This window comes from Paracoccus laeviglucosivorans (assembly GCF_900182695.1).
Classification (GTDB): Bacteria; Pseudomonadota; Alphaproteobacteria; order Rhodobacterales; family Rhodobacteraceae; genus Paracoccus; species Paracoccus laeviglucosivorans.
This window is the reverse complement of record NZ_FXTK01000005.1, coordinates 40,787-53,614: the sequence shown is the minus strand read 5'-3', so window position 1 is coordinate 53,614 and position 12,828 is coordinate 40,787. Positions and strand designations below refer to the sequence as shown.

Genomic DNA, 12,828 nt, shown 5'->3' with positions numbered 1-12,828 from the left:
TGGCAAGTTCACGCACGCCGCCGCCATCCCCGCCCTTCGGCCAGCCAACCGGCCAAAGCCAGCCCCGCAACCAGCGCCAGCCATGCCCAGCCGGGCAATATCGGGCGATGCGTCACCCCCGAGGTCGAGGCCGCATCGCGCGGCGTGATGCCGATCCAGTCGCCGCCAACCCCCTGCCCATGCGCCTGCCGCCCTTCGCGGACGGTGCGGATCGCGGGGACACCATCGGACAGGTTCACGACACCGCCCTGCGTCGCCTGCGTCAGCGCGGCCAGCTTGGTGCCAGTGGCCACCGTTTCCTCGAATTCGCGCGGGGCAGCGGGACCAAGCGCCATGACGCGGGTGATGTCGCCATCCGTCATGCGGTAAAGCCCCGGTCCCGGCGCGGTCCAATTGGCGGTGAAGCGTCCCGGTTCGGCTTGGGACAGCTCCACCTGTTCCTCGGATCCGTCGGGCCGGGTGATGCGGATGGGCTTGGTCTCCTCGGCCATGGTGCGGCGCGTGATGGTGACGCTTTCGCCCGACACATCGGCGGTCAGCGCCTCTTCCTCAAGGTCCGGTTCCTGCATCGACCAATGTGCGATGCGGCGCAGCAATTCCAGCTGCGGCCCGCCGCCTTCGAAGCCGCGCCCCCACAGCCAGACCTGATCCGAGGTCAGCATCGCCACCCGCCCTTCGCCCACGCGGTCCAGCAGCAGCAGCGGCTGATCGTCGGCCCCGGTCATCACCACCTGCGCGCGCGGCGAGGGGATGACCTGCGACATGCGCAACCAGCGGCCCCAGTGATCGTCACGCCCTTCGACCGGCGCGCCGGTCAGGCCGGCGGTCACGGGATGGCGCTGCCCCGCCTCGGTCAGTTCGGGTAGGAAAGGCTGGTTATAGACGCGACCCGTCGGACGCGCGGGCAGAATGGTTCCCAAAGGCGACAGGTTCAGGCTTTCGACCGTCGACATCTCGGGTCCGGCCGAGACCAGAACCGCGCCGCCCGCTTCGACATAGCGGCGGATATTATCGTAATATTGCGGCATCAGGATGCCGCGCACCTTGTAACGGTCAAAGATGATCAGGTCGAAATCGCGGATCCGCTCCATGAACAGTTCCTGCGTCGGGAACGCGATCAGCGACATCTCATCGACGGGGACCGCATCCATCTTGTCCGGTGGCCGCAGGATCGTGAAATGCACCAGGTCTATATTCGCGTCAGATTTCAGCAGGTTGCGCCAGGTGCGTTCGCCCGCATGGGGTTCGCCCGACACCAGCAACACGCGCAGGCGGTCGCGCACGCCCTGTATCTGGATCGCGGCTGCATTGTTGCGGGTCGTCAGTTCTGGCGTCGGCGCGTCGGGGGTGTCGAACCCGATCGAGACGACGTTCTGGCCCGCATGTTTGGGCACGACCGGCAGATCCAAAGGCACGCCGGGCGGCAGGTCCAGACTGCGCGCCGCCTCTCCGTCAAGGGAAATCTGCAGGCGGGCGGGGGTCTGCGCCACCTGCGGCGGCACGGCGCCCTGATCCTCGATGCGGACGCGGATGGTCACGGGCTTGTCGATCAGGCCATAGGCCGGTGCTTCCTCGACCACCAGCCGGCGGTCCCAGTCGGTGGGCTGGCCGGTCAGCAGGACATGGACCGGCGCAGGGGCGGTCTTGGGCAGTTGCGGCAGGTCATGCGCCAGACCGTCGGTCAGCGCGATGACGCCCGCCACGCGCGTCTGCGGTTCGGCGGCCAGCGCTTTGGTCAGCGCGGTCCCGATCAACGAGCCGTCGGGATCGTCGCCCACGGTAACGCGCCGCACCTCGGTATCGGGCAAGGCGGTCAGTTGCTGCGTCAGCCCGTCGATGGCGGCATCGGTCTGCGCGCCGCGCCCCGGCAGCGACTGGCTGGCGCTGCGGTCGTCCAGCAGGATCACGATATCCGAGAGCTTGTTGCGGATACCCGATTCCAGTGCCGGACCCGCCAGCGCCAGTGCCAAGGCCAGACCGGCCAGCCCGCGCAGGCTCCAGCCGCGCAGACCGCGCCACAGCGACCAGACCGCGATCAGCAGGGCCAGGACGGCGGCGACCGCGATCAGCGGCCAAGGCAGCATGGGATCAAAGCTAAGCCCGGTCATCGGATCGCCTCCTCGTCCCGCAGGCGTTCCAGCAGGGCGGGGACATGGACCTGATCCGACTTATAATTGCCGGTCAGCACATACATGATCAGATTGACGCCGAAACGATAGGCCATCTCGCGCTGCCTTTCGCCATCCAGACCCGATCCGACGCTGAACATCGGCAGGCCGTTTTCGTCGATGGCCCATGCCTCGGCCCATGAATTGCCGCCGATGATGACCGGGGACACGCCATCATTCAGGCTGCGGAACGGCACGCCCTCGGCGGCTTCGGCCCCGGCGGGCGGGGCTTCGGCCCAGACCTCGCGCCCCTGATAGCGGCCCGGAAAATCGTCCAGCAGGTAATAGCTGCGGGTCAGCACATGGTCGGACGGGATCGGGGCCAGTGGCGGCACGTCCAGAGGCGCAGCCAGCCGTTGCAGCGCAGCAGCGCCGTCCGGCCCGCCCAGACCTGCAATATCGCCATCGCGCGTATCGAACAGGATCACCCCGCCCGAGCGCAGGAAGTGGTTCAGCCGCACGTAGGCCTGCGGCCCCGGCGAAGGCTGACTGTCCGTCACCGGCCAATAAAGAAATGTCAGCAACGACAGGTCGTCCTGATCCAGATCAATCCCGATGGGCTGGCCGGGTTCGACCGTGGTGCGGTCGATCAAGGTCTGGGACACGCCGCGCAAACCCGCCTGCGATGCGCGGTCCACCTCGGCATCGCCGGTCACGACATAGGCCAGCGCCACGTCATCCGCCGCCTGTATCAGCCGCGGATCGGGGTCTTGCGCACGCGCGGCCACGGCCCAAAGCAGCAGGGTCAGGATCGCGATCACCCTTGTGCCAATCATGCCAAGGCCCTTCCCGAGCGTCCGCGTGCCAGCCATGCGCTGCCAAGTGCGTCCAGCGCGAACAGCAGCGCCGCCAGCGCGATCAGCCAGCCGCGCAGGTCGATGCCCGGCGCCTGCGTCGCATTTTCGATCGTGGCGCCGGGCCATTCGGCCAGCGTCATCTGCCCGCCTGCGTTCAGCGCCGCGACCCGTTCGCCCGCGCGGTAAAGCCCGGCGGGCGCACCCGGCGCGGGGCCGCGCGCGAATTCGGTGGCGGCGACGGGCACGGGGTTTTGCGGCTGGGTCGCGCGGCCATAGCCGTCCAGCACCAGTTCCGGTGTCCAAAAGGTTTCCTCGGTCGCCTCGGCCTCGGGTGCCTCGCCACTGGCGCGGGCGGTGGCGACCAGCCGGTCCAGCATCTGCACGAACAGACCCGACAGTGCGAGGTTCGACCATTCCGCATTGGCCGTGGTGTGAAACAGCACCAACTGCCCCTGCCCCAGCGGCGCGCGCGTGACAAGCGGCGTGCCGTCGGTCAGCTGCGCCAGCGTCCGCCCCGCCAGTTCCGGCGAGGGTTCGGCCAGAAGCTGCGCCCGCACAGTGGCGTCCTGCGGGATCGACAGGCCCGCAAACGGCCCCTCGGGCGCAAACGGGGTGATGCCCCGCGGATCGCCCCAGCTAAGCGCGCCGCCGATGTCGCGCCCGCCCGCGCGCAGCCGCACGGGCAGCAGCGGTTCTTCGGCCAGACGTTCGGACGCGGCCATGCGCGGACCGGCAAAGCGGATCAGCAGCCCGCCCTGATCGACCCATTGCAGCAGCGCCTCGCTTTCGGACACGCCGATCTGGTCGGCCAGCACGATCACATCGGGCGAGGCTTGCAGCACATCGCCCAAGCCACCCTCGATCAGGTCGGTCGAGGGTGCAAGCGCACGGCGCAGGTAATGCGTGGGCGACAGCAGGCGCTGGCCCTCGGTCGCGCCGCCATCGCCGATCAGCGCGACCTTGCGGCGGCGCAGCCCGTCATCGGCCAGAACGACCGCGCCCGCAGCAGCCTGACCTTCGATCTCGAACCGGGTGATGCGGTTGCGCAGCTCCGAGGGCAGGTCGATGGGAATGTCACGGCTGGTCACGCCCCCCTGCGTCACGGGCTCGTCCGGGGTCAGCCGCGCCAGTTCACGCGGCGCGCCCTGCGGGTCCAGCCCCATCGCCAGAACGGCAGGCGGGATCGCGCCGGATGTCGAACGCAAGCGCAGCGAAGGCTGATCCCCGCGCACCAGTTCCAGCGACAGCCCCACGCCTTGGGGTGGTGCGACCGTCACTGTGCCACGCGACGACAGCGCGGACAGCAGCGCCGCGCGGCCCGGATGGTCCAGACCATCGCTGAGCCACAGGGTCGAAAGGGATGCCGGCGCCTCGGCCAGGGTGTCGTCAAGGTCCTGCGGATAGCGGGTTTCCCAGGCGGCGGGATGGGTCGCGCGCAGCTCGGCCGCCAATTCGCCTGCGGGCTGAAAGGCCAGCGGCCCCGCCGCCTGACCGTCGGCCACCAGCAGCGCGGCAGGCTGGCCCTGCCCCGATGCCGCATCCAGCGCGCGCAGCACCCGCGCCTGACGCTGCGGCCAGTCGGGCGCGGCAGACCAGCCGCCATCCATCACGATCAGCAACGGCCCCTGCCCCGCCTGTTCCGGCGCGGGTTTCCAGACCGGCCCGGCAAAGCCAAGGATCAGCGCCGCAATCGCCAGAACGCGCAGCAAAAGCAGCCACCACGGCGTATGCTGCGCCACCGGCTGCGGATCGCGCAGCCCCAGCAGCAGGCGCGTGCCGGGAAACTGCACCAGCTTGGGCGAAGGCGGCATGGCGCGCAGGATCAGCCAGATCACCGGCAAGGCGGCCAGTGCGGCCAGCAGCCACGGCGTCAGGAACCCGATGGGACCAAGGACCAGCATCAGCCCTCCAGAACCGACCAAAGCCACATCAACGCCTGCGATGGCGCGGCGGCGGTGTCATGCGTGCCGAAATGCCAGCCTGCGGTCATGCAGGCGCGCGACAGCATCGTGCGGCGTTCCGCCAATCGCGCCAGATAGGCCGCGCGCAGCCCCCCGGCATCGCGGGTGTCATGCGACAGCGCCCCGCTGACGGACCGGAACAGCACGGCCCCACCATAGGGAAAGCCTTCCTCATCCGGGTCCAGCAGTTGCAGCATCGCGCCCTGCACGCCCATGCCAGCGGCACGGTGCAGATAGGCCAGAACCGGTGCCGGATCGCCCAGATAATCGTCGATCAGCACGATGCGCTGGCCGGGACGCAGGGCCTCGGCGGGCGGCGCATCTTCGTCGCTGCCAAGCGCCTGCCGCGTCACCAACCCCGAGGCGATGCGGTCGGCCTGCACCCGGCCCATCCGCGCAGGTTGCCCCGCCAGGCCCACCCGCTCACCGCCCGCCAGAAGAGCGAGCGACAGGGACAGCGCCAGCAGATCGGCGCGGTCGCGCTTGGCGGGGCGGTCGGGACCGCCGGTGAAGTCCATGCCCGCCGCCGCAGAAACCCAGATCGCGGCGGATTGTGCGACCTGCGCTTCGCGGTCACGCACGAACTGGCCGTCGGACCGGGCCGAACGGCGCCAGTCGATGCTGCGCGCCGTGTCGCCTTGGGTTGCGGGGCGGTATTGCCAGAAATCCTCGCCCGCGCCCGCGCGGCGCTGGCCATGCGCGCCAGCGGTCAGGCTGGCGGCCAGACGTTCGGCCGACAGCATCAGCGCGGGCAGACCCGCCGTCGCCGCCTCGGCCCCTGCCTTGAGCTGGCCCGCGCGAAGCTGGTCGGGCTGCCCCTTCACGCGGCGGCCCGCATCCGGTCGCCCAGCAGGCGGGCGATCACGCCCTCGACCGTGTCGCCGCGGGCGCGGGCGGCAAAGCTCAGCGCCATGCGGTGGCGCAGGACGGGCGCGGCCATGGCTTCGACATCGTCCAGCGTCGGCGCATAGCGACCGTTCAGCGCCGCCCGCGCCCGCGCCACCAGCGTCAGCGCCTGCGCCGCGCGCGGCCCCGGACCCCAGACCAGCGTTTCCGCGATCCATCCCGGCGCCTCAGGCGCGCCGGGCCGGGCCGAGCGGACCAGATCAAGAATGGCGTTCAGCACCGCGTCCCCCACCGGCATCCGGCGGATCAGCGCCTGCGCGGCGATCAGGCCAGCCGCGTCAAAGACCGGATGCGCCGCGCCCTGTTCGACCCCGGTGGTCGCAAGCAGGATGGCGCGTTCCGTGTCGCGGTCGGGATAATCCACGTCGATCTGCAAAAGAAAACGGTCCAGCTGCGCCTCGGGCAGCGGATAGGTTCCTTCCTGTTCGATCGGGTTCTGCGTCGCCAGCACGTGAAAGGGACGCCCCAGCGCGCGATGTTCGCCGCCGATCGTCACTTCGGCCTCCTGCATGGCCTGCAGCAGCGCCGATTGGGTGCGCGGGCTGGCGCGGTTGATTTCATCGGCCATCAGCAATTGCGTGAAGACCGGACCGGGAATGAAGCGAAAGGCCCGTGTGCCATCGGCCAGCACGTCCAGCACCTCGGACCCCAGAATGTCGGCAGGCATCAGGTCGGGCGTGAACTGCACCCGCGCGCTTCCAAGCCCAAGCACGGTCGAAAGCGTATCGACCAGCATGGTCTTGCCAAGTCCGGGCTGACCGACCAAAAGCGCGTGACCACCCGAAAGGATTGCAGAAAGAACCTGTTCGACAACGGCATGTTGACCGACGAAACGCTGTTCCACACTGGCGCGGGCATCGGCCAGCCGTGCAGTCAACGATTGTATCTCGGTCACAAGTTTATTTTCCTCGGCCATGACAACGCCTCTTTTCTGATCTAGGACAGCATAGGATGACCATGGACAAGGCTCCACTGGTAATGGTTGGAAAGACTGACAATGCTGTGAGCGATGCGGCCGGACTGGTGGCCGCAGCCGAACGTGCCTCGAAAAAGGGCCCGGCGCCGGTGCATTTGTGGAACCCGCCCTTTTGCGGGGATCTGGACATGGAAATCCGGGCGGACGGGACGTGGTTCTATCAGGGCACGCCCATCGGCAGGCATCGCATGGTGCAGCTTTTCGCCTCGATCCTGAAGCGTGAAGGGGACGCTTATTTTCTGGTCACCCCGGTCGAAAAGGTCGGCATCCGCGTCGTGGACGCCCCCTTTGTCGCCGTCGATGCCGATATTGGCCGCGACATCACCTTTACCACCAATGTCGGCGACAGCGTGACGGCTGGCCCCGACCATACCATCGAGATGCGCGGCACAGCAGACGAGCCGCGCCCTTATATCCATGTGCGGCGTGGCCTTTGGGCGCTGATCGACCGCAAGACCTTCTATCGACTGGCCGACGCGGCTACGCCCGGAACCGATGGGCGTATGGAATTGCATTCGGGCGGGACCGTTTTTCCGCTGGAGCACTGACATGGCGCGATTCGCTGCCAACCTGACATATCTATTCACCGAACTGCCGATGCCCCAACGCTTTGCGGCAGCAAAGCGCGCGGGCTTTTCTGGGGTCGAGATCCTGTTTCCCTATGACCTGCCGGTCAAGGAGCTGACCAAGGCCGCACAAGGGGCCGGACTGGAATTCGTGCTGATGAACGCGCCGCCACCGAACTGGGCGGGCGGGCCGCGGGGCTTTGCCGCCCAACCCGGCAACGAGGCGCGATTTCGCAGCGATTTCGACCGGGCCATCCGCGTCGCGACCGCCCTTGGCGTGCGCCATGTCCATATCATGGCAGGCAAGGCCGACGGCCCCGAGGCGCGACGGACCTTTATCCAGAACCTGAAATGGGCCGCTGCCCGCGCACCCAAGACCAGTCTGGTGATCGAGCCGATCAATACGCAGGACCTGCCCGGCTATTTTCTGGACAGCTTCGATCTGGCCGCCGAAATTCTGGCCGAGGTGGGCGCGCCCAATCTGGGCCTGCAATTCGACGCCTATCAGGCGCAGATGATCCATGGCGATGCGCTTGGCTGCTGGCAGCGGTTTGCGGCGCTGACGCGGCATGTGCAGATCGCGGGATTTCCGGGCAGGCACGAACCCGGCGCGGGCGATATCGACCTGACCAAGCTTTCGCGCGCCTTGGACGATGCGGGTTATCGCGGCTGGGTGGGGGCGGAATACACCCCCCTCACCTCGACCGAGGCCGGGCTGCGCTGGCTGAAGTCGGCCTAATAGGCCGAGCTTCCCGTGCCTGCGGGCAATGCGCCGTAAGGCAGCCAGATCGTCTTGGCCCGCGTGGCGCGGCGCAGGAAATCGCGGCCTTGTGCATCGGGCGCGGCCCAGTCACGCGGCTCGGGCGACCAGACGGGGATCAGCGTTTCGCTGGCGGCGCGTTCGGTCGCGGCCAATGCTTCGCCCTGCGCGACATGCCAGACCGCGTTCACGCCATCATGGCTGGCCAATGCCTGCGCAAGCCCGTCGCGCGGGCCGGTCACGATATTGACCACGCCCCCCGGCACGTCCGAAGTCGCCAGCACCTGCGCCAAGGTCAGCGCAGCCATCGGCTTGTCCTGCGACGGCACCGCGACGACCGTATTGCCCATGGCGATCGCAGGCAGCACCAGCGACATGAAGCCCGCAAAGGGGCTGCCATTGGGCGCGATCACACCCATGACGCCATGCGGATCGTGCTGCACATGCGTCAGATGCCCCGGCTTCGCCGCCACCGTCGCGCCGTCGAACTTGTCGGCAAATCCCGCGTAGTAGAAACAGCGCCGGATCGCCGCCTCGATCTGTTCGACCGAAGCGAAACCCGCAAATTCCGACCGCCGCAGCGCCAGATTCTCGGCCAGAAAATACAGCACCTGCGCGCGGCCGTGCCCGCCAAGCCCCTGCCATTTACCCAAGGCCCCCGCCGCGGCCTCGACCGCGTTGCGGATGTCCTTTTTGCCGCCCAGCGGGATCAGTTCGTCCTGCGCGGCATAGCTTGCGCCGCCGTCCGGGCGTTTCTGCGCACCGCCGATATACAGCTTTACCGTGCGGTCGATGTTTTTATCTTCGTGCGCCGCGCCGTCGGGGCTGGCCGCGATGGCTGCGGGCAGCGGATCGCGCAGCGGCTTGGGGATCGGCGGGGAGTGATAATCCAGCATCCCCTCGCGCCCGCCTTCGCGGCCATAGCCGCTGTCACGGACACCGCCAAAGGGGGCCGCCGCAGCGAAGATATTGGCGCAGTTCACCCAGACCACGCCCGCCTTGATCTTTGCCGCCAGATCTGTCGCGACCGTGGCGCTTTCCGACCAGACCGAGGCAGCAAGGCCGTAAGCCGTGTTATTCGCCAGATCGACCGCCTCATCCGGGGTGCGGAACGTCGAAAGCGTGGCGATGGGGCCAAAGATTTCCTCGCGCATACCGGGATTGGCGGGGGCGATGTTCTTCAGATAGCCGGGCGCGATAAAGCAGCCGTCCTGCGCCTGCCCACCGACCAGTTCGGCCCCTGCCCCAGTCGCGCGGGACAGGATGCCAAGGATACGGTCCTTTTGCACCGGATCGACGATGGCGCCTATATCGGTGGACTTGTCCAGGGGCGCACCGACGCGCAGCCTGTCCATACGGGCACGCAGCAGCGATTCGAACCGCGCCGCCACGCTTTCGGCCACCAGAATGCGCGAGCCTGCGCAACAGACCTGCCCCTGATTGAACCAGATCGAATCCACCACGCCTTCGACGGCGGCATCCAGATCGGCATCGTCCATGACGACAAAGGGCGACTTGCCGCCCAATTCCAGCGTCAGCTTTTTGCCAGACCCCGCGACGGCGCGCGCGATCCCGCGCCCCACCTCGGTCGAGCCGGTGAAGGCGATCTTGTCCACCGGCGACGCCACCAGCGCGGCCCCCGTTTCGCCGTCGCCCGTCACGATGTTGATCACGCCCGCAGGCAGGCCGACATGGGCGCATATCTCGGCAAAGGCCAAGGCCGTCAGCGGGGTGTATTCGGCAGGTTTCAGCACCACCGTATTGCCGGCAGCCAGCGCGGGCGCGACCTTCCATGCCAGCATCAGCAGCGGGAAATTCCACGGGATGATCTGGCCGCAGACGCCCAGCGGCGCGTGGCCCGGAAATTCGGTCTCGGCGATCTCGGCCCAGCCTGCGTGGTGATAGAAATGGCGCACGACCAGCGGCACGTCGATGTCGCGGCTTTCGCGGATCGGCTTGCCATTATCCAGCGTCTCCAGCACCGCCAGGAAGCGTTCGCGTTTCTGGATGGTGCGGGCGATGGCATACAGAAACCGTGCCCGGTCATGGCCCGGCATCGCGCCCCAGCCCCGCTGCGCCCGACGCGCGGCACGCACGGCCTTGGCCACATCGCGGGCCGAGCCTTGGCTGACCTGCGCCAAGACCTCGCCGGTCGAGGGATCGCGGGTGGCAAAAGTCTGATCCGGCCGGGTGAAACGTCCGGCGATGAAATGCCCGAATGTGCGGCCCGCCAGCCAGTCGCGCACGGCGCTGCTGTCCTCGGGCGCGGGTCCGTATTCCATGCTTTCCATGATGTCGCTAACCTTCGGCATGTCTTACCCCGCAGCCAGGCGATGGGCGGCTGCATAGCGGCCGGTGACGTGATGCGAGATCTGGCGTTCGATATCGCCCAGCAGGGACGATGCGCCGATGCGGAACAGATCGGGGGACAGCCAGTCGCGGCCCAGTTCCTCGGCCATCAGCACCTGCCAGTTCAGCGCGTCCTTGGCGGTGCGCAATCCGCCCGCAGGCTTGAAGCCGACGATGAAGCCGGTCTGGTCGCGATAGTCGCGGATCGCGCGCAGCATCACCAGCGACACGGGCAGCGTGGCATTCACGGGCTCTTTGCCGGTCGAGGTCTTGATGAAATCCGAGCCCGCCTGCATCGCCACATGGCTGGCGCGGGCGACGTTGGTCAAGGTCTTAAGCTCTCCGGTGGCAAGGATCGACTTCATCAGCACCCTGCCGCACGCCTCGCGCATGGCGCAAAGTTCGTCGTAAAGCGCCGACCATTCGCCGCGCAGGACATGGGCGCGGGAAATCACGATGTCGATCTCATCCGCCCCCTGATCCAGCGCATAGCGGATCTCGGCCAGTCGCAGGTCCAGCGGCATCAGCCCGGCGGGAAAGCCCGTGGCGACAGATGCGACGGGCACATCGGTCCCGCGCAAGGCGTGCTTGGCGGCGGCAACCATGGTGGGATAGACGCAGACCGCGCCCGTGGTCAGGCCTTCGACCCCCAACGCATCCAGCAGCGCAGGCTCGATCGGTTGGCGGGCCTTGGCGCATAGCCGGGCCACGCGGTCAGGCGTGTCGTCGCCCGAAAGCGTGGTCAGGTCGATGCAGCGCACGGCGTTCAACAGCCACGCCGCCTGCCATTCCTTTTTCAGGCTCCGGCGGGCCGGCAGGCTTGCGGCACGACGTTCGGCTGCGGGCGTGTTCACCGCGATGCGGTCGAACCATTCCAGATGCAGCGCCGTGCCGGGATTGCGGCGTTTTGAGTCGTGATCCTTCATGCGTCCTCCCTTAGCGTCCGCGCATTCCGCGCCACCAGCGGCTTAGCCTGCCCCGCGCGGCGTCCCCCTCGGCGTCGATGCGGTCCCATGCGGGGTCAAGGCTGCGTTCGCGGAACTGGTTCCACATACGCCAGATCAGCATCAGCAGCGCGCCCAGGATCAGCAGGATGACGATGGCACCCCAGTTGAACGGGCGCACATCCGGCCCCGAGACGGGCTTGATCGAAATGGCGTTGGGATAGACGGACAGCCAGTTTACCCGCCAGCCATAGGACGTAATGCTGACCCATTCCGGCGTGGCCGAGGTCGAACGCAGATCCGCCGCCTGCGCCTGCAGATCGGCGCTGTCATATTTGAAATAAGGCGGCCAGATCCAGCCGGTATCCTCGTTGCGATAGACATAGGGTTTGCCGTTCGTGCGCACCGCGTTGATGAACTGCACATCGCGCCGCCCGGTGGAATTCTGCACCGTGCCGGTATCGTCCGCCGCATAGAAGATGGCGTTGCGCCCGATTTCGATCTGGCGGTTGAACGCCTCGGTGATCCGCACCGTCTGCTTGGAGGGCAGCGCGTAATCCAGAAACATGAAGACGGTGATGCCGAACAGCACACCCACAGCAGTCAGGAACCAGCGCATTACCGCCCCTTCTAGTTATAATTCACCAAGACGATGATCACGACGATGGCGACCACCGGCAGCACCAGCACAAGCGCAGCAAGCCTTGCCCGCAGCGATTTGCGGAACCCGACCATCGAACGCCGCACGAATTCCCGCCGTTCCGGGCTGTCGCCCGCGCGGTCGGGATGGCGGCTGTCCCATTCCTTCTCAAGCTCCTCGCGTCTTGTGCTGCGCAGATAGATGCCCAGCAGGACGTAAAAGATCAACTCGATCACGATCACCATCGCGATCAGTCGCATGAAGGCCATCATGTCGCTTGTCTTTCCGCATATCGGACCACCCTGCGCATGGAACGGGGTGGGCGGGAAACTGTCAATCGCCCATCGGGCAAGCATGGGGGGATTCCCCTGCGCCGCCCCCTGTGGCATGATCCCCCAAAATAACGGGAGAGCAGCCCGAAATGTCCGAACGACTGTCGATCAGCGCATTGGCCTTTTTCATCATCATGGCCCTGCTGGGGGCCTATTTCGCCTTTGCCGCCGTGCAGGGGCCGTCGGGCGTCCTGCGCCGCGAACAGCTTAAGGCCGATACGCGCGAACTGACCGCGCAACGCGACAAGCTGCAATCCGAAGTGGACCGGATGCGCAACCTGACCAAGCGGCTGTCGGACGACTTTCTGGACATAGACCTGCTTGACGAACGCGCCCGCGACGTGCTGGGCTATCTGCGTTCGGACGAGATTATCATCCACTGAAATACAGCTTCGCGACCTTCTGACGGCAGCGTTGCGTCCTGCTGCC

At 67.2% G+C, this 12,828-nt stretch carries 12 protein-coding genes; 3 read left to right on the top strand and 9 right to left on the bottom strand.

The genetic code is table 11. From position 1 onward, the window contains the following. Positions 1-8: 8 nt before the first annotated feature. The 5 genes from FN835_RS07570 to FN835_RS07550 are packed head-to-tail and all read right to left on the bottom strand — an operon-like array spanning position 9 to position 6,748. The gene (locus FN835_RS07570; RefSeq protein ID WP_142662612.1) at positions 9-2,108 is read right to left on the bottom strand and encodes a hypothetical protein; all 2,100 of its coding nucleotides are present in this window, start codon (positions 2,106-2,108) and stop codon (positions 9-11) included. Continuing rightward, entirely contained in the window at positions 2,105-2,944 is an 840-nt protein-coding gene (locus tag FN835_RS21840) for a DUF4159 domain-containing protein (RefSeq protein ID WP_342778591.1), read from the bottom strand. Before FN835_RS21840 ends, FN835_RS07570 begins: the two co-directional genes overlap by 4 nt. Next, positions 2,941-4,866: a BatA domain-containing protein gene (locus tag FN835_RS07560; protein ID WP_142662610.1), complete on the bottom strand. Its 1,926-nt coding sequence runs from the start codon at positions 4,864-4,866 to the stop codon at positions 2,941-2,943. Before FN835_RS07560 ends, FN835_RS21840 begins: the two co-directional genes overlap by 4 nt. Then, positions 4,866-5,750 carry a DUF58 domain-containing protein gene (locus FN835_RS07555; protein ID WP_142662609.1) on the bottom strand — a complete coding sequence of 295 codons (885 nt, stop codon included), beginning with the start codon at positions 5,748-5,750 and terminating at the stop codon, positions 4,866-4,868. Before FN835_RS07555 ends, FN835_RS07560 begins: the two co-directional genes overlap by 1 nt. Beyond that, positions 5,747-6,748, bottom strand: a complete 1,002-nt coding sequence (locus FN835_RS07550; protein WP_142662608.1) for an AAA family ATPase — start codon at positions 6,746-6,748, stop codon at positions 5,747-5,749. The genes FN835_RS07555 and FN835_RS07550 overlap by 4 nt, the downstream gene beginning before the upstream one ends. A 62-nt stretch (positions 6,749-6,810) precedes the next feature. Between FN835_RS07550 and FN835_RS07545 the strand changes: the two genes are divergently transcribed. Both FN835_RS07545 and FN835_RS07540 read left to right on the top strand, forming a co-directional pair. Further along, entirely contained in the window at positions 6,811-7,356 is a 546-nt protein-coding gene (locus tag FN835_RS07545) for a DUF1285 domain-containing protein (RefSeq protein WP_142662607.1), read from the top strand. 1 nt (position 7,357) lies between these two features. After that, positions 7,358-8,113: a hydroxypyruvate isomerase family protein gene (locus FN835_RS07540; protein ID WP_142662606.1), complete on the top strand. Its 756-nt coding sequence runs from the start codon at positions 7,358-7,360 to the stop codon at positions 8,111-8,113. Here the strand turns inward: FN835_RS07540 and FN835_RS07535 are convergent. Genes FN835_RS07535 through FN835_RS07520 form a run of 4 tightly spaced genes read right to left on the bottom strand, consistent with a single transcriptional unit; the run spans position 8,110 to position 12,339 of the window. Next, positions 8,110-10,446, bottom strand: coding sequence for an aldehyde dehydrogenase family protein (locus FN835_RS07535; protein ID WP_142662605.1), 2,337 nt, complete (start codon positions 10,444-10,446; stop codon positions 8,110-8,112). The genes FN835_RS07540 and FN835_RS07535 overlap by 4 nt on opposite strands. Before the next feature lie 3 nt (positions 10,447-10,449). Further along, the gene (gene deoC / locus FN835_RS07530; RefSeq protein WP_142662604.1) at positions 10,450-11,409 is read right to left on the bottom strand and encodes a deoxyribose-phosphate aldolase; all 960 of its coding nucleotides are present in this window, start codon (positions 11,407-11,409) and stop codon (positions 10,450-10,452) included. Between the two features lie 10 nt (positions 11,410-11,419). Continuing rightward, on the bottom strand, positions 11,420-12,046 hold the full coding sequence (locus FN835_RS07525; RefSeq protein ID WP_142662603.1) for a DUF1523 family protein: 627 nt from the start codon (positions 12,044-12,046) through the stop codon (positions 11,420-11,422). An 11-nt stretch (positions 12,047-12,057) separates the two neighbouring features. Continuing rightward, on the bottom strand, positions 12,058-12,339 hold the full coding sequence (locus FN835_RS07520; RefSeq protein ID WP_142662602.1) for a hypothetical protein: 282 nt from the start codon (positions 12,337-12,339) through the stop codon (positions 12,058-12,060). A 149-nt stretch (positions 12,340-12,488) separates the two neighbouring features. Here FN835_RS07520 and FN835_RS07515 point away from each other — a divergent pair, with 149 nt between their 5' ends. Then, positions 12,489-12,782 carry an FtsB family cell division protein gene (locus tag FN835_RS07515; protein ID WP_142662601.1) on the top strand — a complete coding sequence of 98 codons (294 nt, stop codon included), beginning with the start codon at positions 12,489-12,491 and terminating at the stop codon, positions 12,780-12,782. Positions 12,783-12,828: the final 46 nt, after the last annotated feature.

What these genes read in the sequence shown, in the direction of transcription:
- deoC (WP_142662604.1), bottom strand. Translation starts at nt 11,409, where the DNA reads ATGAAGGATCACGACTCAAAACGCCGCAATCCCGGCACGGCGCTGCAT.
- FN835_RS07535 (WP_142662605.1), bottom strand. Translation starts at nt 10,446, where the DNA reads ATGCCGAAGGTTAGCGACATCATGGAAAGCATGGAATACGGACCCGCG.
- FN835_RS07515 (WP_142662601.1), top strand. Translation starts at nt 12,489, where the DNA reads ATGTCCGAACGACTGTCGATCAGCGCATTGGCCTTTTTCATCATCATG.
- FN835_RS21840 (WP_342778591.1), bottom strand. Translation starts at nt 2,944, where the DNA reads ATGATTGGCACAAGGGTGATCGCGATCCTGACCCTGCTGCTTTGGGCC.
- FN835_RS07550 (WP_142662608.1), bottom strand. Translation starts at nt 6,748, where the DNA reads ATGGCCGAGGAAAATAAACTTGTGACCGAGATACAATCGTTGACTGCA.
- FN835_RS07525 (WP_142662603.1), bottom strand. Translation starts at nt 12,046, where the DNA reads ATGCGCTGGTTCCTGACTGCTGTGGGTGTGCTGTTCGGCATCACCGTC.
- FN835_RS07540 (WP_142662606.1), top strand. Translation starts at nt 7,358, where the DNA reads ATGGCGCGATTCGCTGCCAACCTGACATATCTATTCACCGAACTGCCG.
- FN835_RS07560 (WP_142662610.1), bottom strand. Translation starts at nt 4,866, where the DNA reads ATGCTGGTCCTTGGTCCCATCGGGTTCCTGACGCCGTGGCTGCTGGCC.
- FN835_RS07520 (WP_142662602.1), bottom strand. Translation starts at nt 12,339, where the DNA reads ATGATGGCCTTCATGCGACTGATCGCGATGGTGATCGTGATCGAGTTG.
- FN835_RS07570 (WP_142662612.1), bottom strand. Translation starts at nt 2,108, where the DNA reads ATGACCGGGCTTAGCTTTGATCCCATGCTGCCTTGGCCGCTGATCGCG.
- FN835_RS07545 (WP_142662607.1), top strand. Translation starts at nt 6,811, where the DNA reads ATGGTTGGAAAGACTGACAATGCTGTGAGCGATGCGGCCGGACTGGTG.